The following is a 23,650-nucleotide window of genomic DNA, read 5'->3' as shown; positions in this document are numbered from 1 at the left end:
CTGAAAGTGCTAAACATAAGCAAAATAATTAACTATCCCATGCAAGAAAGTTAGGCTAGTTAATCGCATATGTTTTATTGAAGGGATGTGATTGAACTATGGAACGGCCGAATTGGGGAATTGGAGGATTAGTATTCGTTGGCTGCATGTTTCTTGGCGGAGGAGTGGGGTCTATGTTAGGTAATGCCCAAACAGGATGGTTAATAGGAATGGGAGCTGGATTTCTTGGGATGGCTTTAACGCGTCTGATTAGAAAGTAATATAACGGGATTCTGCTCCCAGTAAATAAGGAAATATGTATGTAATTCATGGCATAATAGCTTTATAAATTATAGTTAGAACCTTCTCTTTTCTAAATTTCTCCATACATAGATATGATTCTCAAGTCAAAGGATGGCACCTTAGGGTGTTTTTTTTATGTTTTCTAAAAATGCCTTACCATCTAATAGACTTCGTTAGATCCCGATAATCTTTTTTGTAATAGTATAGATTCATTACCGTTTCAGACCTAAGGATTCATTCATAACCTAACAGTAAAAGGGGGGATGATTCAAGGTATGGCATGTAATGATGAATTAATTTGTCAACAGTTTGCAAGAATTATCGGTGGCCAAGAAGGGTTCGCCGGTGGAAAATGCGTGGCAACAATAAATCGGGATGAAATACAAGCAACTATTTTAGGAAAACGTTTTAGAGTAACAAGTTCCTTCTCATTCGAATCACGAGATAATAAAACTGGACGAGCATTATGTCTAGGCCGGATAGCGCTCTTACAAAAAGAAGTCAATGGATTTGTTGCTACAATTATTAAACAAGGAATAATCGTTTCGTCTATACACAATGAGTGGTTATGTGATGATCCAAATTTAATTTACGTTAATATCGAAGACGTTGATGATCCGCTAAGTTTCGCAAGGAAAGTTAGAAGAGCTTTATGCAATTAACCAATTTATTTAGTTAAATGAGTGAGTATGTTGGTTAGAATATTTTAGATTGTTGACTCGTTTTATAAAGTGAAAGAAGACGTTCCATAATTGGAATGTCTTTTCTTGATGTTTTTATAATTTGAAAAACGAGGAAATGAACTTGGAGGGAGTATGTTTGAGGAGTTTAAAAAGCAATGGTTTTTAAGTCTGGGCTATGGACCTATCCTCCAGTTCTAATTAACTAAAAGAAGAACTTCCCCATACCGATTAGACTACTAAGCATTCCGATTCCATTCATGGTGCCTTTTCCTACTGACAGTAAGTTTCCAAGCATTCCTGGCTGACCGTTATTCCCCCATCCCATGGGACTTACCTGTCCTCCCCATCCTGGATGGTTTCCAAAAATACCCCAGTTATTATTGGTATTAAAATGAAAAGGCTTGACTGGCGGTGATAGTAAAGCGGCAATATGACCTTGTGCGAACATCCCTGTATGATTGAATGGTTGGGGCCAGGAGAGGGGAGGTTTTTGAAAATTAAAACCTGCATGGCCTTGTAATGGAGCCCAATTAGCAGCATGTCCTTGGGGCATCATCCCTGCATAATGGATTGGCTGGCCTAAAGGGAAGGGAGGGGGCCCGGGATTGAAACCCGTATAATTGGCGGGTGAATCCCAACCGGATGGATAGACTCTACAACTCTGATTCCTAAGAATGTTCAGATTACTCATTCCCTCAGCTTTAGCTATTTTGGGCTGTAAATATAATGATGACATTGCAATTTGGTTATTATATTGCTCCCCGATTCCATTTGAATTCAAATACCAATATTGGTGCATAAGCGTATTCCCCTCACTTTAAAAATGTAATGTTAGACTTAGCCTATGTAATATTCCTTTTTATGGATGGTTACATAACTAGATTTACAAGCCTGTATTTAAAGGAATAGGTGTATGGACTTGTTGATTTATTCCGCTATTTGTGGGAAGCAAGACATCTCCATCTCAAAATACAGCGAAAGCGGCTGCCTGTAAAAACATTACTGATTAAAGTATCACTTTATTTTAGAAGGGTATTTTCATTTGCTCCTTTTGTTTATTTCAGCATAATTTAATTTTGGATAACAAACGTGTTTATCAAGGTTTAATCAACAAAAAAAATAAAAATGTTATGTTAGGCAAGTAGAATTGCTAAAAAGAGAATATCCATTCGTAGAGTTTGGCAAAATACTGCAAGGACAATGTATTCTTATGCAGATATACAAACGATTTAAACTGATCAATGGAATTTATAATGAAGGGGCAAATGAATATATGAGTGAAACATTACATAAAAGAAAACCACCATATTTAATGCTTGTAATTCTTTTTATTGGGGCATTTGTTTCATTTCTAAATAACTCGCTTTTAAATGTAGCTTTACCATCCATAATGAAGGATTTAGACATTAATGATTATTCAACGATCCAGTGGCTTTCTACAGGATATATGCTTGTAAGTGGTATATTAATTCCAGCATCAGCATTTTTAATAACCCGCTTCTCCAATAGGAGCTTATTTATTACATCTATGGTGATTTTTATTTTTGGTACGGCCTTAGCGGCTTTAGCACCAAACTTTAGTTTATTACTTACTGGCCGAATGGTTCAAGCAGCAGGTTCTTCAGTCATGGGGCCTTTGTTAATGAATATTATGCTAGTAAGCTTTCCAAGAGAAAAAAGGGGAACAGCAATGGGGATTTTTGGATTAGTTATGATTACAGCTCCAGCAATTGGACCGACACTATCAGGTTATATTGTAGAGTATTATGACTGGCGCTTGCTTTTTGAAATGATATTACCGTTAGCAATCATTAGCTTACTGTTAGGGATTTGGAAATCGGAGAATGTCATGAGACAAAACAAAAATGCAAAACTTGATTATCTCTCATTACTATTATCTTCTATCGGTTTTGGTGGTTTGTTATATGGATTCAGTTCTGCAAGCTCCGACGGTTGGACGAATAAAGTGGTCTTAACAACCTTAATCATAGGCGCTATTGCCTTAATTGCTTTTATTATCCGTCAATTAAAAATGAATGAACCGTTATTGGATTTACGTGTTTACAAGTACCCAATGTTTGCACTTGCGTCTGTAATTGCAATTGTCAACGCAGTGGCCATGTTTTCGGGTATGATTTTAACGCCAGCTTATGTACAAAACGTCCGCGGTATTTCACCGCTGAGCTCTGGGCTGATGATGCTTCCAGGTGCGGTAATAATGGGGATTATGTCACCAATTACAGGTAAACTATTTGATAAATATGGCCCTCGGGTTCTTGGTATAGTAGGACTTTCCATTACAGCTGTTTCAACTTATATGTTGGCAAACCTGCAACTCGACTCTAGTCACACACATATTATTCTTATTTATACACTGCGGATGTTTGGGATGGCGATGGTGATGATGCCGCTTATGACAAATGGCCTTAATCAATTGCCAACTCGCTTAAATCCGCACGGTACAGCTGTTAATAATACAGCGCAACAAGTGTCCGGTTCGATTGGTACTGCTATTCTTGTTACGATTATGAATTCTGTAACAAAAACAAAAGCTGAAAGTCTAATGGCTGATATAGATCCAACAACCTTCACTGAAACTACGAAGGCAATATTAACTCAGAAGGCTTTATTATCCGGAATTCAATATTCATTCTATGTAGCGCTTGGTATGAATGTTGTTGCACTACTATTAGTCTTTTTCGTTAAACGTGTAGATACAAGTGCGGAAGCTGTCGAGAGGTTAAATCGGTAGGGCAAAATAAAACTTTAGATAATAATTCCTACAAGTATTTGGCTGATTAGTTAGACTATGAAGAAATGCAAATTTCTGCTGCTAAGGCGCTGGTATTTAGATCCGGAAAAGAATCAGTGAAATAATTATATAGTAAAAAGGATCTGATATTCATATCAGATCCTTTTTCATTAGCAACACAGTATACTTATATATCCCGCATTAACAGGCAGTAAGACCCCCACCTCAAAATTTAGCTGAAGCAAAGAAGTTAGGTAAGGGATCAATTGCCCGTAAAAGCCCGATTGGTGAGGGCTGATTAAAGTTTCACTTTATCGTATTTGTTTGAATTGACATGAGAAGCTACTGGTTTTCCTAATACTACAATCTTTAGCTCTCAATTTCTGATAAACATTATAATAATATACCTCATTTTCATTTAGTATTTTTTCTGCAAGTAATAAATGTAATAGCAACAAACAACTTAGATTACGAACCTTATAAGCAATATCATAATCGTGAATAGTTAGGGAAAAGATAAAATAAGGTAATCAATTACATATCTTTATCCCAGGCGATTCATTGCTATCTTCTTTTTATTGAATGGGATATTTTATTTCATGTTTTTTGAAAGGGTGTTTTTAATGGATAAAAAAGTATCTGCCATTCCTCAACCGAAAACATATGGATTGCTGGGGAATCTCCCATTAATCGATAAAGATAAACCGACCCTATCCTTTATCAAGATAGCGGAAGAGTATGGTCCCATATTTCAAATTCAAACTTTAAGTGATACCATCATTGTCGTTTCTGGACATGAACTGGTAGCAGAAGTCTGTGACGAAACACGATTTGATAAAAGTATAGAAGGCGCTTTAGCGAAAGTTCGCGCCTTTGCTGGAGACGGATTATTTACAAGCGAGACTCATGAGCCTAACTGGAAAAAAGCTCATAATATTTTGATGCCTACATTTAGCCAACGGGCAATGAAAGATTATCATGCTATGATGGTCGATCTTGCTGTACAACTCGTTCAAAAATGGGCACGGCTTAATCCGAATGAAAGCGTAGATGTACCGGAGGATATGACTCGCCTTACATTGGATACAATTGGTTTATGTGGTTTTAATTATCGATTTAATAGCTTTTATCGTGAGACCCCTCATCCCTTTATTACTAGCATGAGCCGTGCTCTAGATGAGGCGATGCACCAATTACAGCGGCTGGATATAGAAGATAAACTCATGTGGAGAACGAAACGTCAATTTCAGCATGATATCCAATCTATGTTTTCATTAGTAGATAATATTATTGCTGAACGTAAAAGTAGTGGAAATCAGGAAGAAAATGATTTGCTTTCCCGTATGTTAAATGTGCAGGATCCGGAAACTGGTGAAAAATTAGATGATGAAAATATTCGTTTCCAAATTATCACTTTTTTAATAGCTGGGCATGAAACAACAAGTGGATTATTATCTTTTGCAATCTATTTTTTATTAAAGAATCCAGATAAATTGAAAAAAGCCTATGAAGAAGTAGATAGGGTTTTGACAGATCCTACTCCAACATACCAACAAGTTATGAAACTTAAGTATATCCGGATGATTTTAAATGAATCGTTACGTCTATGGCCTACTGCTCCAGCATTCAGTCTCTATGCGAAAGAAGATACAGTGATTGGTGGGAAATATCCAATTAAGAAAGGAAAAGATCGTATTTCGGTTCTTATTCCACAGTTACATAGGGATAAAGACGCGTGGGGAGACAACGTGGAAGAATTCCAACCTGAACGATTTGAAGAGCTGGATAAGGTTCCTCATCACGCTTATAAGCCATTTGGAAATGGTCAACGAGCATGTATCGGTATGCAGTTTGCACTTCATGAAGCCACACTCGTAATGGGAATGCTTCTTCAACATTTTGAATTCATTGATTATCAAGACTATCAGCTGGACGTAAAACAAACATTAACGTTAAAGCCTGGTGATTTTAAAATTAGGATTCTACCCCGAAATCAAACTATTAGCCATACTAATGTTCTTGCGCCTACAGAGGAGAAACTGAAAAACCATGAAACCAAGCAGCAAGTTCAGAAGACTCCTTCTATTACTGGAGCCGATAATCTTTCACTTCTTGTTCTGTATGGCTCGGATACAGGGGTAGCAGAAGGTATTGCAAGAGAACTAGCAGATACAGCTAGTTTAGAAGGTGTTCAAACGGAAGTGGTAGCTCTGAACGATCGAATTGGAAGTCTACCGAAAGAAGGAGCGGTTCTTATTGTAACTTCTTCTTATAATGGAAAGCCACCAAGTAATGCAGGGCAGTTTGTGCAATGGTTGGAGGAATTAAAACAGGATGAGCTAAAAGGTGTTCAATATGCAGTGTTTGGTTGTGGAGATCATAATTGGGCTAGTACTTATCAGCGAATTCCAAGATACATTGATGAGCAAATGGCTCAAAAAGGAGCAACAAGATTTTCTACACGTGGAGAAGCGGATGCAAGTGGTGATTTCGAGGAACAGCTCGAGCAATGGAAACAAAGTATGTGGTCTGATGCGATGAAGGCATTTGGGTTGGAACTTAACAAAAACATGGAGAAAGAACGCAGTACATTAAGTTTACAATTTGTTAGTCGTCTTGGAGGATCTCCTCTTGCGCGAACATATGAAGCGGTTTATGCATCTATACTAGAAAATCGTGAGCTTCAATCATCTAGCAGCGAAAGAAGCACGCGACATATTGAGATATCCTTGCCAGAAGGCGCTACGTATAAAGAAGGAGATCACCTTGGGGTGCTGCCAATTAATAGTGAGAAAAATGTCAACCGAATTTTAAAACGATTTGGATTAAATGGGAAGGATCAAGTCATACTGAGTGCAAGTGGACGAAGTGTAAATCACATACCTTTAGACAGTCCTGTTCGTTTATATGACCTTCTTAGTTATAGTGTAGAAGTGCAAGAAGCAGCCACTCGAGCACAAATAAGAGAAATGGTGACATTCACAGCATGCCCTCCTCATAAAAAAGAATTGGAATCATTATTGGAAGAGGGAGTTTATCATGAACAAATATTAAAGAAACGTATGTCAATGTTGGATCTTCTTGAAAAGTATGAAGCTTGTGAAATCCGATTTGAACGCTTTTTAGAACTTCTTCCTGCGCTCAAACCGCGTTACTATTCTATTTCAAGCTCTCCACTCGTTGCACAGGATCGTCTGAGCATTACGGTTGGTGTTGTTAATGCACCTGCATGGAGTGGGGAAGGGACATATGAAGGAGTCGCTTCTAATTATTTAGCTCAGCGTCATAATAAAGATGAGATTATCTGTTTCATTCGAACGCCACAATCAAACTTTCAATTACCTGAAAATCCAGAAACACCAATTATCATGGTTGGACCAGGTACTGGAATTGCACCATTCCGTGGATTCTTGCAAGCGCGTCGTATTCAAAAGCAAAAAGGTATGAACTTAGGACAAGCACATCTATATTTTGGTTGTCGTCATCCTGAAAAAGATTATCTCTATCGTACAGAATTAGAAAATGATGAAAGAGATGGATTAATCTCTTTACACACAGCTTTTTCTCGCTTAGAAGGACATCCTAAAACATATGTACAGCATTTAATAAAAGAAGATAGAATCAATTTAATTTCGTTATTAGATAATGGGGCCCATCTTTATATATGTGGTGATGGAAGTAAAATGGCTCCTGACGTAGAAGACACCATTTGTCAAGCATATCAAGAAATTCATGAAGTCAGTGAACAAGAAGCAAGGAATTGGTTTGAACGTGTGCAAGACGAAGGGCGATATGGGAAAGATGTTTGGGCTGGTATATGAAGTTTTCTTAATTGGATAAGTAATATTTAATTCACGAACTTCTTTCGACTAAGTATAACTGTAAACAAAATAAACAGCTTTATAAAAACCCTGTATTTTTTATTGAATATGGGGTTTTCTTATTTTTAAATAAAAGGGATGTATATGTTGATTCAAAATCCAATAATCTTTACGCTTTATATACACAATACGGTAGATTTGAAGTACTTAATAAAAAGGGGAAACATCAGGGAAAAGTAGACTTTCATTTAAACTCAACAAAATGCGTAATTGTTGTTACTCATTCACAAGAAGTTGCAAAAAATCAGATTAAGCATTTTATTTAAGTAAAATGAAGTTATTAGTAAACGAAATTAAGAATAGTTAAGAAAAAGCTATTTCCGTCCTCAATTAACATAATTTTCGAAAATATACAGATGTTAATATTTGTTATATGATATATTTGTCAAAGTACTATTCCTGTAGTTTCTATGATGAATCTGTAAGATCGTTTGTTTGTCCCATATATTCACCTTAAACTAAAAAGAACTTGCAGGGATTCCTACAAGTTCTTTTTAGTTTAAGAGTTGAATGTGGATTTGAAATAAAGAAACGATTTTTTGAGAGGAGAAAAGTAAATGTTTATAAGAGCAGAAAGATTATTAATACGAAATTTTGAGTTCAAAGATTGGCAAGCTGTCCATGAGTATACATCAGATAGCAATGTTATGAAATACATACCTGAAGGGGTTTTTACTGAAGAAGATACAAGAAACTTTGTAAATAGAAATATGGGTGAAAATGCAGAGAACTTTCCTGTGATACTGGTAGATGAAAATATTTTGATTGGTCATATTGTTTTTCATAAATATTTTGGTGACCATACTTATGAGATTGGGTGGGTATTCAATCCTAAATATTTCAATAAAGGATATGCTTCTGAAGCAGCACAAGCTACATTAAAATATGGGTTTAAGGAAATGAAATTACATAGAATTATAGCTACATGTCAGCCACAAAATACCCCGTCATATCGATTGATGGAGAAAATTGGAATGAGAAGAGAAGGATATTTCAGGAAGTGTATACCCCATGGAAATGAATGGTGGGATGAATATTATTACGCTATTTTAGAAGAAGAGTAGTGTCTCAGAACGCATTGTTTAAATCAAAATTATAATTGAAATTTTGCTATCCTTTTTTGAAAATTACTTGGTCTATAAAATAATTAAAATGTGGGCGATGCTCTATGCCCATCAAGCTAACATTATATAAGTTTAACTTCATGTAAGATTTTTTCTTTTTTCTAAAGATCCAGTGCAAGTTCTTTAAAAGTTTGCATACAAATAAACCCTATCAGACTTCAATTTTTTTGATTACGCTACATGATTGTGAGACATAGAAAAGTTATATACGACGCCTAAGATATTAAAGACTGTTTTCCTCTCATATCTATGGGGTTTTTGTCCGTTTTTCTGTAAGTGATTAAACAGACGAAACAATATCTTTGTTAATTCTTGGGTGTCTTTTTGTAAGGCTCTTTTCGTAAAGATTTTTGCTTGTAATTAAAATAAAGGTTAATTTTCTTAATACGGTATAATATCTACAGCAGATTATTCAGCAAACGGGCAGGATTGTGAAAGTATTGAGTTCGAGATATCTTCCTAAAAAACATTACTATAATAAAAGGATGACAAAATTTTTATGGTTAGTATGATAATTTGGAAACAGAAGTCAGCTTAATCTATGAAAACCTTATCAGAGGGGTGATGTAAGTGAAACAAAATGTTTACGATAATCCGAATTTCTTCAAAAACTACACAGCGTTGCGTGAAAGTGGAATAAACGCTAATGACTTCATAGAACAGCCAGCAATCAAATCATTAATTCTGTGTTTGAAAGGAAAATCGGTATTAGACTTGGGCTGCGGTGATGGTCATTTTTCAAAGTATTGTATAGAAAATGGTGCAAAAAACGTAGTAGGTGTAGACATATCCAAAAATATGATTGAACGTGCTAAAAAGTTAAATAAGGATGATAACATAGAATTTATGTGTCTTCCTATGGAGGATATGGGACAAACCAATCAAAAGTTCGATCTGATTATAAGTTCCCTCTCTATACATTACATTAAAGATTACTCGGCAATGATTCAAAAGATTAATGAACTATTAAAAAGCAGTGGTGAATTTATCTTTTCAACTGAACATCCAATAGCAACAGCTCGCAAAGGGAGCAACCATTGGATAAAAACTGAGGATGGTAATAAATCACACTGGGCATTAGATAATTATCAAGAAGAAGGAATCAGAGTACACAACTGGTTTGTTGACGATAGTGTGGTTATTTATCATCGGACAGTTGCCACATTAATAAATACTTTAATTGAACACGGGTTTTCGCTGGATAAAATAATCGAACCACAATCAACTTTGGCAGGGATAGAGAAAATGCCAGATTTAATAAACGAATCACGAAGTCCATCTTTTATTATAATCAAGTCAAAAAAAAATAATATTTAAAAATATCTACCGCAATCTGGGAGCTTTTATTGAATTACGAAAACAGCCGTTTCATTAAAGAATGGCTGTTTTTTTTAAAACATAACCTAAAGTCGTTAAACTGTATGCATCCGAATTGAAAATATTGAACATAGGAGTGAGTGGAAATGGCATATTTACTACAAGTTGATTTTCCGTTTGAAGGTCCTTTTGGTGAAGAAATGGAAAAAGCATTTTGGGATTTAGCAAAAAGTATTAATGAAGAAGAAGGATTCTATTGGAAAATATGGACGGAGAATGTAGAAACGAAAGAAGCTGGAGGCATCTATGTATTTGAAGAAAAACAAGATGCTGAAAAATATGGAGAAATGCACAAGAGTAGACTGCAAGCATCTGGTGTTAAAGATATTAGAGTAAGAATTTTTCACATCAATGAAAAGTTAACTAAACTGAATCGTGGTTATAGTAAATAATGAGGGGCACGTAATTCAAAAAAAAGAAGGGGGTAATCTCCTTCTTTTTTTGAATTCTTCCTTTATAAAAAAATCCCTATATAAATAGGGATTCGTGTATCGGCATATAGTTCCTTGGAAAAGGTTATATTAAGTCTAATTTATGAAGGTTCTTAAATTTGGGGAATTGACGTGAAAGTACTGTAACAAAGTTGTACTGAAATAGTTATTTATAAAAGGGTACGCCCCTTACTGGGAGGTAAGGGGCACAGGAAATGCAAATTTATTTGTAATTTGCTAAGTTGATTATAACATATATACCTGTCTATACGTGTTACGAAATTATGAACATAACTAATGTTTAGTAACTAGGAGTAACGAAGGTTGTATGACTTAAGTTGTTTTTTAAGGAATATAAAAGAAAAATGCGGGAAGAGACCTGATAACAGGTCCGTTTTTGTTATTGTTTTGGCATATAATAAATAATGTTGTTTCTCGCGTATCGATGTGGGACAAATAGAGGAAATACACCATAACCATCCTTTCTATGATTCTACAGAAAGAGTAACTTATCTTTGTTGTTTTCTGAATGTTACCTTTTTAATGATTATTCATGAAATAAGTTGACATTCTAGGATTACACTTGTAATATTTGGTTATAGATTACAAGTGTAATATAAAAGGGTGGGATTTTAAACAATGAAAGAATTACCTAAAATATCGGAAGCTGAATTAGAAGTTATGAAAGTTCTTTGGTCAAAATCTCCTCAAACGGCAAATGAAGTGATTGAAGCGCTAGAGGTAATGATGGACTGGAAACCGAAAACGATTCGAACGCTAATTAATCGATTAGTCCAAAAAGAAGCTGTTTTTTACCATCAGGATAAAGGGCGTATGTATGCCTATTATCCTTTAGTGTCGCAGGATAGTTATTTACATGTAGAAACAAAATCGCTTCTCAAACGTTTCTATGGTGCAGCATTTAAACCTTTACTTGTGAATTTCTTAAAAGAAGAAAAGCTGTCTTCAGAGGATATTAACGAACTCAAACGTATTTTAGATGAGAAGAATGAGGAAAATCAAAGGAAGGATAAATCATAATGATAGATATGTTTGTAAACGTCTATCTACCTCGCTTTTTTGAGTGGGTGATAGAAACCTCCATTATGGCAAGTATATTAGTTGGCTTAATTTTATGTATCAAAATCTTTCTTAGAGATAAGTTACCCCCACGATGGCAGTATCTATTATGGATGATATTAATTGTAAAGCTTTTATTGCCATGGTCACTAGATAGTTCCTACAGTATCTATTCCATTCTTTCGTACAGTAATGGAACTCCAGTTACCTTTCACCAAGACTCTATAAATCGTATACAAGGATCGCCAGCTATAGGTGATACAAAGGTAATCACAAATAAAGGCACCTATACATATGGTTCTACACAAACAGCTGAGAAAAGTAAGAAACAAACGCATAATAATGAAAAGCAAAATGATGAAACGTATTCATTTTATAAAATCGTTTTATATATTTGGCTTGCTGGGGTTATCATTTTATGTTTTGCCACCATCATTATGAATAAGCGTTTACTTTTTTACATAAAAAAGCAACCCGTTATTACAGATGAAAAGATTAGTAAAATCTTTGAGAGCTGTAAGGAATCTATGTCCGTTAAGCGAGATATCCCACTCCTCTTAGCTGGGGAAATTACAAGTCCAACTGTTTTCGGATTCCTAAGACCAAGGTTGTTATTGTCAAGTGCACATATGAAAGTATTGGAGGAGCAACAGTTACGATATATCTTTCATCATGAATTAGCTCATATTAAACGAAGAGATGTTGGTGTAAATTGGCTTATGCATATCTTACTGATTCTAAACTGGTTTAACCCAATTCTTTGGTATGCTTACTCATGCATGCGGGAAGATCAGGAACTGGCGTGTGATGCATTAGCTCTTACATATATAGATTCAGAGGAAAAACTTGCATATGGTCATACTATTATTACCCTGTTAGAACACTACTCAAATTATTATCAAGTACCAAGCTTAGCGAACTTAAGTAGAAATAAAAGAACATTAAAAAGGAGAATTCTTATGATTAAAAAATTTAAAAAGAACTCTTATCATTGGTCTGCATTTGGAGTTGTTGCTATTCTTGCTGTATCATCTGTATCTTTATTAAATGCACATGCAGATATATCGACTAACCTGCAGAAAGAACCAACGGAAGTGAAAAATAATTTAAAAAAAGTAAAAGCACAAGCTAAAGTTCCTATTCAGCAAATTGTAGAAAAGATGATTGGTACAAAAGAACAAGCATTTGCAGAATTTCATGTTTCTGAGGGGCGATATGAATATTTACTTGAAGAAATGGAAGTGGCACAGAATCTGTTAACAAAAGAAGAATTTGATAAATTCATCAAGTTGCAAACAGAGGAATATATCATAGATAAGAAGATAAGATCAGTAGGGAAACCTGAAGATTTAGAACTAGACGATCAAAAAAAATTAGAGGAGAATAGTAAAGCTATTGAACCATTATGGGGGAAAATTTATTCGCATTTCACATCTCGTCCATTTGATTTTCCAATCAAGAAACCTAATTATGTAGCAAAAGGTTATGAACTGAAGAGGGAAAAAATTGAACCAATCATTACAACCAAAAAGTTGGATCCTATCATGAGTTCAGAATATAGAGCTGGGGAGTTTGGTTATACAATTTATCAATCTGCCATTTTAGAAAGAGGAAGAGATCCATTTTATCAGTGGATTAATGACAATGACAAGGTAGAAAATTATGAACTGGAAGGAGCACAATTCACCTTTGGTAAAATGAATGGAAGTAATATAAAGGGCATGAAAATGATTGTTCCTGCAAAAGAAAAGGACAGTTCTTATCAAGTTGTAATTATTGATGATGTGTTAAATAAGGCTGAACTAGAGAAAATTATGATTTCCTTTTTGAAATAATAACAAAATCTCAAGAAAAGAAATAGGGGAGAACACCCTATTTCTTTTTATTAATATAATAAAATGTAATAACTAAGTCTAAAGTAATGGTAATAACGAGAAGTAACAAGTGTATAAATGCATCAGTTTTACCGTGTAATAAAGACTTTATAAAGAAATCCCATTCTGTTTCATAGGGAGGCTCTGACCAATTTCGTTGCATTCCTAAAGCTATTCCATTTATGAAAAAGATAATACTTAATAGAATTCTTCCAACAAATACGGCAACTACTTTTAAATTCCAGTGTTTTATCTTAATTACATACAGGATTGGAAAGAGTATAAGGATCCAAAAAATAATAATATAGATTGTATCGATCATTCTTTACTCCTAATAAAATGATTGTTTTTAATATAGTTGATTCTTCGGATTGAAGCTATATTCCCTTGTTACTAGTTAAAAACAAAGGCCGGAATTCCGGCTCCTTTTCTATCTTAAAGTCTTACTTTATCCCGCGTTAACGGACAGTAAAACTCCCACCTCAAAATTCAGTTGGAGCAAAGAAGTTAGGTGGGAGATCAACTGCCCGTAAAAGCCCGATTGGTTCAACTAATAATCAGTGGGGGATGAACAAAACCCCCACTGATTAAAGTTTCACTTTATCTCTCCGTCTCAAAAAACTCAATCCATTCTCCATCAGGACCAGCGAAGAATATGTAACGTGTTCCATCTGGTAATGTTTCAATTTCTTCTCCTAGTAGAAAGGTTACTTTTTGTTTCTTTAGTCTTTCGATTTCATCCTCTAATGAATCCACTTTAAAGCAAATGTGATGTACTTTTCCTTCTGCGGGAAGAGAAGAGTTGTAGCCTTCAATGAGTTCTAGTATCGTTTCCTTCGATTCTTCTACACCTAAAAAAGCGAGTTTTAAGTCTGGATTCGGGTGCCCCATACGTTTAATGAGTTGTAAGCCGACTACTTTTTCATAAAATGAAATAGATGTTTCTAAGTTTGCAACCATAAGTCCAACGTGTTCAATTCTTCTAACTGGCATGTAGATTCCTTCTTTCTGAAAATTATATACAATATGTTATTGAAAATTAAGAAAATAAGCAAGATAAAAACCTTACAAATTTTAGCGTGTTATATGGTATAGTGAGAAAGTATGTTTGGGGAGAAGGAAGGAGATTATACGATGAATACACCTACTCAAACTCCTTCATTATCGGCAACGATGAAAGAGTGGCACTATGCATTAGCGTATGAAATTAAACATTGGAAAACGATAGGTGGTAGTAAAATTTCTATCATGAATGGTCGTTTTTTATATACAGATTATGAAAGTACGGTATACGTATTTCAGCTTATTTCGGAAGTAAGCTTACCTGAAGGTTCACCAATTCGAATTGAGTTTGATGGTGAGGAAGCGACAGGAGAAGTATTATCTGTACATGGATTAGAAATAGAACTGAAATTAAATGACTATATACAAGGTGAAATACGAGAAGCTGTTTTATACAGTGAACCGTGGCAATTGTTAGAGCAACTACAAGAGCGATTGAAAGAGGCACATAAAGATAAGTTAAAACGTAATCGTATAAAGCGTCTTGTTGATGGGACGAGCAGTCCGAAACATATTGAGAAGATGAAAAATCCGAAAAATGAATTGGCGTATCGTTCGTTTTACAATCCGACAACGTACGTGTGGGGACCACCTGGAACAGGGAAGTCTTACAATTTATCACGTATTATTTCGGCGCATTATCAAAAAGGAAAATCGGTACTTGTATTAGCTCATAGTAATGCGGCAGTGGACGTATTAATGAGTGAAGTAACGAAGCAAATTGAGAAGAAAAAGAAATGGACGCCTGGCGAAATTGTTCGTTACGGTTATAGTCAACATGAACATATACGAAATCATGAAACGTTGCTTACGTCGAAGTTAGTTGAAACGACGAACGGATCATGGGGAGAAGAAAGACTCTATTTAGAGGAAACACGACAAGATCTTCGTGAAAAGATTTTATCATATAAAGCGACTTCTGCTGATAAGAAGCGTATACAAGAGATTGAAAGTGATCTTCGAAAGCAAAAAGCGAAAATTAAAGAAGTAGAAAAAGAATACATTGAAAATGCGAAAGTAATTGGCGCAACTTTATCGAAATGTGCCATTGATTCATTGATTTATGAGCGTACATTTGATTTAGTTGTCGTAGATGAAGTAAGTATGGCATATGTTCCGCAAATTGCATTAGCTGCTTCACTTGGAAAACGCATCGTCGTATGTGGTGACTTTTTACAGTTACCTCCAATTGCGATGGCGAACCATGAACTCGTTCGCAAATGGCTCGGGGAAGATATGTTTTACCATGCGGGGATTGTTGAGTCTGTCAATAAATCAGAAGCACATCCGAACCTCTTTATGTTGCAGGAACAAAGACGTATGCATGCGGATATATCGAAGTTTACAAATTCGTTTATTTATAAAAATAGAGTATACGATCATCCGTCTGTTTCAGACCGTAAAGAACTTGCGCAATTGCAACCGTTCGCAAATGAGGCGAGCGTTTTATTTGATACGAGTCTAATGGGAGCCTTTTCGTTAAAGGACGCTGCTTCAGGTTCTCGTTTTAACATTATGTCTGGTTTAGTAGCGATGCAAATGATGTTAATCGGACTGTTAGATGGTGTTCAATCGATCGGTGTTGTTACGCCTTACAGAGCACAATCCCGCTTTTTATCAACGTGCATTAGAGAAATGTTGCAGAGAACGAAATATCAAAACATACCTGTTTTAGCAGCGACGGTTCATAAGTTTCAAGGGTCTGAAAGAGATATGATGATTTTTGATACAGTGGATAGTTACCCGCAAGAACGACCTGGTGTGTTATTCTTTGACCATAAAAACCATCGCCTCGTCAATGTAGCTGTAACGAGAGCGAGAGGGAAGTTCATTCAATTATCAGATTGTCATTATATGCGTAAAAACCTTTCAAGAAAACAAGCGTTATCACAATTAACAGCTCATATAGAACGTCATGGAGATGTGTATGATCGTACGACATCAAGACAATTGTGGGAACGAAAAATTTCGAAACGTTTACGCTGGTTTATGGAAATGAATCTTGAAGAACCGAAAGGGTTATTGAAAGATATTTTAGCTGCAAAACGAAAAATTATTATTTCACTTCCAAGTACAAAGCAAGTGGATAAACGAGTATGGCAAGCGTTAATGCGTACAAATGCGCAAATAACAGTGTATAGTGATGGACCAGTTCCGTTAAAAAATGTAAAGTTACAAAGACAAAATAAAGCATTCCCGTTTATCGTAATCGATGATGAAATCTTTTGGGCAGGGGCACCGCTCACATCTCAAATGATGTTTGAAGGCAGTATGGAATTTCCGTACGTATGTGCAAGGCTGCAAGCACCAGAAACAATTGGTGTGTTAAAAGGATTTTTAGATATTCGGTAAATTCGGATAGGAATTCCTTGACTTTTAATCGAAATGAACTTAGAATGAATGTAATTTAATATAATTTTATGAAAATTCTTATCACGAGAGGTTGAGGGACTGGCCCTATGACACCTCGGCAGCGGATTCGTTATGAATACTGTGCCAATTCCAGCAAGGTAACTTGAAAGATAAGAAAGAAGCTCATTTTGACTGTATATGCAGAAGCCTCTTTCTATCTTTTAGAAAGAGGCTTTTTTATGTGAAAATATAAGGGGGAAGAAAAATGGGAGCGACTGGAGTAACGTCACAAAGAAAAACAATTGAAGAGAGTATTGAAAGAAATAAGGAAAAGTACATAGAAACAAGTCACGATATTCATGCGAATCCGGAGATTGGTAACCAAGAGTTTTACGCATCAAGAACGTTGAGTCTATTGCTAGGGAGTGCAGGATTTCAATTACAACACAATATTGCTGGACATGAAACAGGTTTTATCGCGCGAAAAAGTTCAGGTAAACAAGGTCCAGTCATTGCATTTTTAGCTGAGTATGACGCTTTACCAGGACTCGGTCATGCGTGTGGTCACAATTTGATTGGCACAATTAGCGTTGCGGCAGCGATCGCATTATCAGAAACGCTTGAAGAAATTGGCGGGGAAGTTGTCGTATTCGGAACGCCAGCAGAAGAAGGCGGGCCAAACGGTAGCGCAAAATCGAGTTATGTAAAAGCTGGTTTATTTAAAGATGTTGATGCGGCACTTATGATTCATCCGAGCGGAAAAACAGCGACAACGAGTCCATCACTAGCAGTCGATCCACTTGATTTTCACTTTTACGGAAAAACAGCTCACGCCGCAGCTTCACCAGAAGAAGGAATTAACGCATTAGATGCGATTATCCAGCTGTATAACAGCATTAATGCACTTCGCCAACAACTTCCGTCAGACGTGAAAATTCATGGCGTTATTACTGAGGGCGGAAAAGCACCTAACATTATTCCTGACTACGCCGCAGCAAGGTTCTTCATCCGCGCAGCAACGAGAAAAAGATGTGCGGAAGTAACAGAGAAAGTAAGAAACATCGCAGAGGGAGCAGCATTAGCAACGGGTACGAAAGTGAAAATCCATCAATTCCAAAATGAAATCGATGAACTACTCGTAACAAAAACATTTAATGACGTCGTAGCCGAAGAACTAGAATTACAAGGTGAAGACGTAAATCGGAAAGAAAGATTTGGCATCGGTTCAACAGATGCAGGAAACGTAAGCCAAGTCGTACCGACAATTCATCCATATATTAAAATCGGTCCAGACGATTTAATTGCACATACGAATGAATTTAGAGAAGCAGCCCGTTCAGAATTAGGAGACAAAGCATTAATTACATCGGCAAAAGCACTAGCACATACAGCGTATCGATTAATTACGGAAGAAGGGCTGTTAGAGAAGGTGAAGGAAGAGTTTAGAGAGGCGCAGAGGAATCAGGGGTAAGTGATTGTAAGGAGGAGTGGGGGGAAATCCACTCCTTTTCTTTTTTGCGTAACGCTGATGCTAAGATTTTTTGCAGTAAAATCAATGTTAGGGGAACTTTTTTAATTAAAATTTTTTCAAAATTAACATAAATGCTTGCAATATTTAAATTAGTACTATATAGTTCTATTTATGACAAAGGTAAAATTAATGAATCAAAAACGTGTGATTGAAGTAGCTGCAACATTATTTTTAGAAAAAGGGTTTGCTTATACAAGTATGGATGAATTAGTACGTGTAAGCAAAGTTTCAAAGTCTAATGTGTATTATCACTTTTCTAATAAGGAAGTATTATTAGAAGGGGTCGTTGATTATTGGATTGAAATGTATCAATCTGCAATTGATGACGTACTTTCTCAGAACCAATTTTTAGTTGAAGATCGTATCCAACTGTTTTTAAAGCAATTATCACAAGGAGTTCAGTCGAGAGAGTATAAGGGAAGCTGTCCATTTATTACTCTTTATATTCAAAGTCCTACACAGGCCACGCAAATAAAAGAAAAAATAGGTCTTTTTTTTACAGGATTACAAAAGAAAGTTTCTCTATTACTTAAACAAGGGGTAGAGAATGGAGAATTCAGAAATACGATTAATATTGATGAGGTTGCATCCCTTTTTATTACAAATCTTGAAGGAGCGTTATTTATTTCAGAAACATTGAAGGATGCAACTGTAATCACGAAAACAGCAGATCATTTTTTAAAATTGCTTCGATAAAGAAGCTTTTTTTTTACATCAAATTAGTACTAAATAGTACTAAAAAGGAGATTTTATATGAGAACAGTATTTTTAACTGGTGGAACAGGCTTTATTGGAAAGCAATTAGTGAAAGAATTAGCCAAAGAGGATGTTAAAATTCTTCTTTTAGTGAGGTCGAAAAGTAAAGCAATACGCATTTTTCAAGAAAGAGGCATCTTAAAAAAGGTAGTTATGCACTTTATTGAAGGTGATTTGACGAAAATAGATTTAGGTCTAAGTGCTGAAGATAAGGAGAGGGTATTGAAAACGGATGTGATTATTCACGCAGGAGGCCCCATGGATATTCAAGCGACAAGTAAAGAGGCAGCTTCCGTATTTTTAAATGGCGCCAAACACATTAGTGAATTAGCTAAAAGCATTCATCAATTGAAGGGTTTGCAACAATTTATTCATATTGTAGGTTATATGAGTCCCTTTGATGATAAAAATAGCAAGATTGCAATTGATGTGTTTAAAGAAGGAAACAATGATTTGAAAATAAAAAATCCATATGAGAGAACAAAATTTTTAGCAGATCTTTATATCCGTCACCAGGCATCAGCAGTAGGTTATCCGCTTTCTGTAATTAATCCGCCAACTGTAGTCGGTAGTAGTAAAACAGGGAGTACAGAGCAGATAGCAGGATTAGGCTTGCTTGTGATGAGTATGCGAAGAGGGCTCATGCCAGTGATTCCTGGAGGTAAGGGATATAGGTTACCACTTATTTCAAACGATGAGCTTGCGAAGTTTATTGTGCAGGTTTTCAGATTGGAGCAACCGACTATTCAAACATATACACTTGTTGAAGACAAACAGCACGATCAGAACATTGCGGAATTATTAAGTATTATGTCGGAAAGTATGAATATGAGGGCACCAAAAATCTCTGTCCCAATGCCACTTATGAAAGCAATTATGAATAGTGGAGTAAGTAAAATAACAAAAATTCCTTCTGATGGACTGAATTTTATTACAAAACGAAAATTTTCAAATGTTTCAGCGAAAAAAATTATGGGAGGAGATTGGTTTAAGGAGACGAGTGTAATGAAATTTTTCCCTGCCGTAGTAGCAGATCTGGATTATCGAATGATGTATCAAAATGGCCAGCATAATCATTTATTTAAACGAATATTATGCGATAACACTACCCTTTACCAATTACAAGGAGAGGGCAAACCGTTTATTTTATTACATGGTTTATTGAGTGATGGAGAGGATTTATTTCCTTTAGCACAAGAGCTTCATGAAAAAACTGGTCAACCTGTATGGATCTTGGATCTTCCAGGTTTGGGACGTTCTCCTTTTAAACGAGAGAAAAATCTTCTAGATATCTATTTGAATGTAGTGAAAAAGTTATTGGAGAAAGCTACTAATGGTGCACATCTAATTGGCCATTCATTCGGTGCGTTTATTCTTCTGGAAGCATTGGTACAAGAGTACATAGATAAGAAGTATTCAATCACTTTACTTCAGCCACCTGTTGTTAAAAAAAATGCTACATCGCTAAATGTTCCTCAATTTATAAACAAATGGACATTAAAACTGGCAACTACTAATTTCATAGGGCGATATTTATTAAGTAATGGTTTGTTTGAAAGTATGGAGAGCATCCCTGAACATTATATCGAAAAAATAAGGAACAGTTTTACTTCTCCTAGAATTTTAAATACTACGGTTCAGCTTAATAGTTTACTACTGAAAAACGATCAAGGTGATTTCAATGAAGTAACAAAGTATAATCTTCACATTATTTGGGGGGATTATGACAGAGGCTATTCTGCTCCATCGCATCTTGGTAAGGTTGATTTTGTTCCATATGGCCATCATTTTCCTCTTAGCCATCCGAGTGAAACGGCAACATTAGTAATAAAAAATAGTAATACTAGCAGATGAGAGTGTGGGATAAATAAAAAGTGTGTAGTAAGATCGCTATGTCTTTGAAATAAAATCGTACTGTGTGGGGGCCCACCCCATCACTATCAGACTAAGAAACGCAAATACCTCAAAACGAAAAAATGAGCATTTTGTTACAAGATAGTACAAAATTTCGTTCTGGGGGTGCTATAAAATTTTAGCTTGATGGCGATGAGCTGTACCCCATAAAGGCCCCTGATACATAATTGATGTTCTGCCATTTGTAGAAAACAATCCACTTATACCATTTTAATAAGAAGAAATATCTCGTCCATGTTGTAATATTGGCTTACGTTAAGCTTGTGAAAAAACATATTCATGTATAATACAATTGATGTATGATACATTAGTTGTAGGAGGGTGACCTATTTGAAAAGAGAAGATGCCTTAAAACTAAGAACAGATATTAAGAAAATGATTATAATAACTGGGGTTTTTGAATCTCAAAATTTGCCCAATGGACCATTTGAAAAACCTTTACCAACTTCTCAAATGATGGCGTTAGAGGAACTAGAGGTGGAAAAATTAACTGTTTGGCAACTATCCAATAAACTTAGATTAGAGACTTCAACTGTAAGTAGATTGGTAGATAAGTTAGTAAAAAAGGGGCTTATTTATCGTGAAGTAAATGAAAAAAATAGAAGAGAACTTTTTCTGCACCTCACAGAAAAAGGTCACATAACTGTTAATTGCTTAAGAGAGCAATCCATTACATTTTATCAAAGTATTCTCAATAATTTATCAGAATCAGAACAAAAAATAGTTGTGGATGGTTTTGAATTATTTATTGATTCTATTTCTAAGTCTTTTGATTAGAGTGAGGTAAGTCATAACATTTGGAGGATAAAATGAGTTTGCATTTTGAACGTCCTATTATTGAATTAAAAGAGAAATTTGATGAATTAAAGAAAATTATGAAAGAAAATAATGTAGATTTATCGTCAGAAATTCATGAATTAGAAAAACGTTTAAATAAAATGCAAGATAAAATTTATTCTAATATTACACCTTTTCAACGAGTTCAAATTGCAAGGCTACGTAACCGACCCACGACATTGGACTATATACCTTTATTGTTTACAAACTTTCTCGAACTTCATGGTGATCGATTATATGGTGATGATAAAGCAATGATAGGTGGTATTGCAAAATTTAAAGGAATGCCCGTTACGGTTATTGGTCATCAAAGAGGTAGAAATACAAAGGAAAGTATAGAAAGAAATTTTGGAATGGCACATCCAGAAGGTTATAGAAAAGCGCTAAGACTTATGAAACAAGCTGATAAATTTAATCGCCCTATTATTACATTTATTGATACAATAGGCGCCTATCCAGGGATAGGGTCTGAAGAACGTGGAATTTCTGAAGCGATAGCTCGAAATCTATTTGAAATGACTACACTTAAAGTGCCGATTGTTTGTATTGTAATTGGAGAGGCATCAAGTGGTGGAGCTCTTGGCATTAGTGTCGGTAACCATATCCATATGTTAGAGTATTCATGGTACTCGGTAATTTCGCCAGAAGGAGCAGCATCTATCCTATGGAAGGACGCTAAGTATGCTCCAGAAGCTGCTGAACATATGAAAATTTCAGCAAAAGATTTAAAACATTTAGGAATTATTGATGAAATCATTCCTGAAATTAAAGGTGGAGCACAAAATGATATAAAATCACAGGCAAAAATGATTGAATCTGTAATCGAATCATCTCTAAAAAAATTGATACTATTATCCTCGGAAGAGCTTATACAACAGCGGTATGAAAAGTATAGACAAATAGAGAATTATAAATGAAAATATTTAAAGTCCGTATTACATTTCGAAGGATTCTCGCGAAAAAATTCTAAGTATTTTGTAAGTAACCTCTTAAACTGGGATATGCTGATACTATTACTTTACAAAAGGTGTGTGATCGGTATGAAAAAGGAAAATTTGTTCAAATGGAAGCATTATCACATACCCATCAACTTAAGAAATTGATTGCTCCCCAAAACGAAAAAATGAGCTGAATTCTCATAAATAACTGTAAAAAGGTGGAAATTTCGGTATGGGGGTATCTCAAAAGCTTAGGTTGATGGCAATGGGGTATCGCCAACAAGACGCGAATTTTGTACGCTAAGCAAAAAAACTATAAGCTGTCCACATGGACAGCTTATTTACATAATTCTCGTTATCGGTAGCAAGTTTTTCATAGAATCCTTGTTTTTACTAAATTTTTTGTCTCTATGTCTATCTATCACTTATACAAGATTTTATACATTATTGATATAGCGGAGATTCTAGGGATCTTCGCTATTCTTTTTTGCATAAAATCTTGTATAAAAAAGTAGTTATACTAGTGTGTTTTACTCCGATTCATTTCAAAATATAATTGAAAATCCACCTTTAAATTAAAAAAGAAGGTGTTACCTTTATATATAAATAACTTCGAAATATTGTATAACAGATAATTTTTATCCCGCTTTAATGGGCAGTAAGACCCCCACCTCAAAATGCAGCGAAAGCAAAGAAGTTAGGTGGGGGATCAACTGCCCATAAAAGTCCGATTGGTGAGGGCTAATAATCAGTGGGGGATGAAGAAAACCCCCACT

The 23,650-nt window shown here is 35.4% G+C and carries 18 protein-coding genes, 1 pseudogene and 1 riboswitch; of the genes and pseudogenes, 15 read left to right on the top strand and 4 right to left on the bottom strand.

The genetic code is table 11. The features are described from left to right. Window positions 1-98: 98 nt before the first annotated feature. Together ACXVYO_RS06380 and ACXVYO_RS06375 are read left to right on the top strand one after the other, a co-directional pair. The gene (locus ACXVYO_RS06380) at window positions 99-260 is read left to right on the top strand and encodes a hypothetical protein (protein WP_029442740.1); all 162 of its coding nucleotides are present in this window, start codon (window positions 99-101) and stop codon (window positions 258-260) included. 297 nt (window positions 261-557) lie between these two features. Then, on the top strand, window positions 558-944 hold the full coding sequence (locus ACXVYO_RS06375; RefSeq protein ID WP_458466699.1) for a DUF1259 domain-containing protein: 387 nt from the start codon (window positions 558-560) through the stop codon (window positions 942-944). Between the two features lie 223 nt (window positions 945-1,167). Here ACXVYO_RS06375 and ACXVYO_RS06370 read toward each other — a convergent pair whose 3' ends face one another. Next, on the bottom strand, window positions 1,168-1,764 hold the full coding sequence (locus ACXVYO_RS06370) for a hypothetical protein (protein ID WP_458466345.1): 597 nt from the start codon (window positions 1,762-1,764) through the stop codon (window positions 1,168-1,170). A 474-nt stretch (window positions 1,765-2,238) separates the two neighbouring features. On the opposite strand from ACXVYO_RS06370, the gene ACXVYO_RS06365 reads away from it, so the two are divergent. From ACXVYO_RS06365 to ACXVYO_RS06355, 3 genes are all read left to right on the top strand, one after another. Next, on the top strand, window positions 2,239-3,717 hold the full coding sequence (locus ACXVYO_RS06365; protein ID WP_458466344.1) for a DHA2 family efflux MFS transporter permease subunit: 1,479 nt from the start codon (window positions 2,239-2,241) through the stop codon (window positions 3,715-3,717). A gap of 623 nt (window positions 3,718-4,340) precedes the next feature. Then, window positions 4,341-7,538 carry a bifunctional P-450/NADPH--P450 reductase gene (gene cypD / locus ACXVYO_RS06360; protein WP_458466343.1) on the top strand — a complete coding sequence of 1,066 codons (3,198 nt, stop codon included), beginning with the start codon at window positions 4,341-4,343 and terminating at the stop codon, window positions 7,536-7,538. 617 nt (window positions 7,539-8,155) lie between these two features. After that, the gene (locus ACXVYO_RS06355; protein ID WP_458466342.1) at window positions 8,156-8,662 is read left to right on the top strand and encodes a GNAT family N-acetyltransferase; all 507 of its coding nucleotides are present in this window, start codon (window positions 8,156-8,158) and stop codon (window positions 8,660-8,662) included. A 231-nt stretch (window positions 8,663-8,893) separates the two neighbouring features. On the opposite strand, the pseudogene ACXVYO_RS06350 reads toward ACXVYO_RS06355, so the two are convergent. Next, window positions 8,894-9,058 (bottom strand): annotated as a pseudogene (locus tag ACXVYO_RS06350) (IS4 family transposase); the annotation flags it as partial. 234 nt (window positions 9,059-9,292) lie between these two features. Here ACXVYO_RS06350 and ACXVYO_RS06345 point away from each other — a divergent pair. From ACXVYO_RS06345 to ACXVYO_RS06330, 4 genes are all read left to right on the top strand, one after another. Continuing rightward, the gene (locus ACXVYO_RS06345) at window positions 9,293-10,039 is read left to right on the top strand and encodes a class I SAM-dependent methyltransferase (RefSeq protein ID WP_458466341.1); all 747 of its coding nucleotides are present in this window, start codon (window positions 9,293-9,295) and stop codon (window positions 10,037-10,039) included. Between the two features lie 146 nt (window positions 10,040-10,185). Then, window positions 10,186-10,491, top strand: a complete 306-nt coding sequence (locus ACXVYO_RS06340) for a monooxygenase (protein WP_458466340.1) — start codon at window positions 10,186-10,188, stop codon at window positions 10,489-10,491. Between the two features lie 678 nt (window positions 10,492-11,169). Next, on the top strand, window positions 11,170-11,571 hold the full coding sequence (locus ACXVYO_RS06335; RefSeq protein WP_458466339.1) for a BlaI/MecI/CopY family transcriptional regulator: 402 nt from the start codon (window positions 11,170-11,172) through the stop codon (window positions 11,569-11,571). After that, entirely contained in the window at window positions 11,571-13,445 is a 1,875-nt protein-coding gene (locus ACXVYO_RS06330; RefSeq protein ID WP_458466338.1) for a M56 family metallopeptidase, read from the top strand. The genes ACXVYO_RS06335 and ACXVYO_RS06330 overlap by 1 nt, the downstream gene beginning before the upstream one ends. Window positions 13,446-13,482: 37 nt before the next feature. On the opposite strand, the gene ACXVYO_RS06325 is transcribed toward ACXVYO_RS06330, so the two are convergent. Both ACXVYO_RS06325 and ACXVYO_RS06320 read right to left on the bottom strand, forming a co-directional pair. Then, window positions 13,483-13,806 carry a hypothetical protein gene (locus tag ACXVYO_RS06325; RefSeq protein WP_458466337.1) on the bottom strand — a complete coding sequence of 108 codons (324 nt, stop codon included), beginning with the start codon at window positions 13,804-13,806 and terminating at the stop codon, window positions 13,483-13,485. A 278-nt stretch (window positions 13,807-14,084) separates the two neighbouring features. Continuing rightward, window positions 14,085-14,477 (bottom strand): VOC family protein, encoded by a 393-nt coding sequence (locus tag ACXVYO_RS06320; RefSeq protein ID WP_458466336.1) that lies wholly within the window; start codon window positions 14,475-14,477, stop codon window positions 14,085-14,087. Between the two features lie 111 nt (window positions 14,478-14,588). On the opposite strand from ACXVYO_RS06320, the gene ACXVYO_RS06315 reads away from it, so the two are divergent. From ACXVYO_RS06315 to ACXVYO_RS06290, 6 genes are all read left to right on the top strand, one after another. Beyond that, complete coding sequence (locus ACXVYO_RS06315) at window positions 14,589-16,898, top strand: AAA domain-containing protein (protein WP_458466335.1); 2,310 nt, start codon at window positions 14,589-14,591, stop codon at window positions 16,896-16,898. 75 nt (window positions 16,899-16,973) lie between these two features. After that, window positions 16,974-17,075, top strand: a riboswitch (SAM riboswitch). A gap of 88 nt (window positions 17,076-17,163) precedes the next feature. After that, window positions 17,164-18,369 (top strand): M20 family metallopeptidase, encoded by a 1,206-nt coding sequence (locus ACXVYO_RS06310; protein WP_458466334.1) that lies wholly within the window; start codon window positions 17,164-17,166, stop codon window positions 18,367-18,369. A gap of 189 nt (window positions 18,370-18,558) precedes the next feature. Further along, window positions 18,559-19,125 carry a TetR/AcrR family transcriptional regulator gene (locus tag ACXVYO_RS06305; protein ID WP_001072324.1) on the top strand — a complete coding sequence of 189 codons (567 nt, stop codon included), beginning with the start codon at window positions 18,559-18,561 and terminating at the stop codon, window positions 19,123-19,125. A gap of 57 nt (window positions 19,126-19,182) precedes the next feature. Further along, window positions 19,183-21,039, top strand: a complete 1,857-nt coding sequence (locus tag ACXVYO_RS06300) for an alpha/beta fold hydrolase (protein ID WP_458466333.1) — start codon at window positions 19,183-19,185, stop codon at window positions 21,037-21,039. 390 nt (window positions 21,040-21,429) lie between these two features. Next, on the top strand, window positions 21,430-21,876 hold the full coding sequence (locus ACXVYO_RS06295) for a MarR family winged helix-turn-helix transcriptional regulator (RefSeq protein WP_016122572.1): 447 nt from the start codon (window positions 21,430-21,432) through the stop codon (window positions 21,874-21,876). Between the two features lie 32 nt (window positions 21,877-21,908). Then, complete coding sequence (locus tag ACXVYO_RS06290; protein ID WP_000052085.1) at window positions 21,909-22,853, top strand: acetyl-CoA carboxylase carboxyltransferase subunit alpha; 945 nt, start codon at window positions 21,909-21,911, stop codon at window positions 22,851-22,853. The last annotated feature ends 797 nt before the right edge of the window (window positions 22,854-23,650 follow it).

Source organism: Bacillus sp. BC08, from assembly GCF_054326875.1.
This window is presented reverse-complemented; position numbering and strand designations above follow the sequence as displayed.

What these genes read in the sequence shown, in the direction of transcription:
- ACXVYO_RS06355 (WP_458466342.1), top strand. Translation starts at nt 8,156, where the DNA reads ATGTTTATAAGAGCAGAAAGATTATTAATACGAAATTTTGAGTTCAAA.
- ACXVYO_RS06320 (WP_458466336.1), bottom strand. Translation starts at nt 14,477, where the DNA reads ATGCCAGTTAGAAGAATTGAACACGTTGGACTTATGGTTGCAAACTTA.
- ACXVYO_RS06340 (WP_458466340.1), top strand. Translation starts at nt 10,186, where the DNA reads ATGGCATATTTACTACAAGTTGATTTTCCGTTTGAAGGTCCTTTTGGT.
- ACXVYO_RS06290 (WP_000052085.1), top strand. Translation starts at nt 21,909, where the DNA reads ATGAGTTTGCATTTTGAACGTCCTATTATTGAATTAAAAGAGAAATTT.
- ACXVYO_RS06305 (WP_001072324.1), top strand. Translation starts at nt 18,559, where the DNA reads ATGAATCAAAAACGTGTGATTGAAGTAGCTGCAACATTATTTTTAGAA.
- ACXVYO_RS06330 (WP_458466338.1), top strand. Translation starts at nt 11,571, where the DNA reads ATGATAGATATGTTTGTAAACGTCTATCTACCTCGCTTTTTTGAGTGG.
- ACXVYO_RS06380 (WP_029442740.1), top strand. Translation starts at nt 99, where the DNA reads ATGGAACGGCCGAATTGGGGAATTGGAGGATTAGTATTCGTTGGCTGC.
- ACXVYO_RS06325 (WP_458466337.1), bottom strand. Translation starts at nt 13,806, where the DNA reads ATGATCGATACAATCTATATTATTATTTTTTGGATCCTTATACTCTTT.
- ACXVYO_RS06335 (WP_458466339.1), top strand. Translation starts at nt 11,170, where the DNA reads ATGAAAGAATTACCTAAAATATCGGAAGCTGAATTAGAAGTTATGAAA.
- ACXVYO_RS06375 (WP_458466699.1), top strand. Translation starts at nt 558, where the DNA reads ATGGCATGTAATGATGAATTAATTTGTCAACAGTTTGCAAGAATTATC.
- ACXVYO_RS06310 (WP_458466334.1), top strand. Translation starts at nt 17,164, where the DNA reads ATGGGAGCGACTGGAGTAACGTCACAAAGAAAAACAATTGAAGAGAGT.
- ACXVYO_RS06370 (WP_458466345.1), bottom strand. Translation starts at nt 1,764, where the DNA reads ATGCACCAATATTGGTATTTGAATTCAAATGGAATCGGGGAGCAATAT.
- ACXVYO_RS06315 (WP_458466335.1), top strand. Translation starts at nt 14,589, where the DNA reads ATGTTTGGGGAGAAGGAAGGAGATTATACGATGAATACACCTACTCAA.
- ACXVYO_RS06300 (WP_458466333.1), top strand. Translation starts at nt 19,183, where the DNA reads ATGAGAACAGTATTTTTAACTGGTGGAACAGGCTTTATTGGAAAGCAA.
- cypD (WP_458466343.1), top strand. Translation starts at nt 4,341, where the DNA reads ATGGATAAAAAAGTATCTGCCATTCCTCAACCGAAAACATATGGATTG.
- ACXVYO_RS06365 (WP_458466344.1), top strand. Translation starts at nt 2,239, where the DNA reads ATGAGTGAAACATTACATAAAAGAAAACCACCATATTTAATGCTTGTA.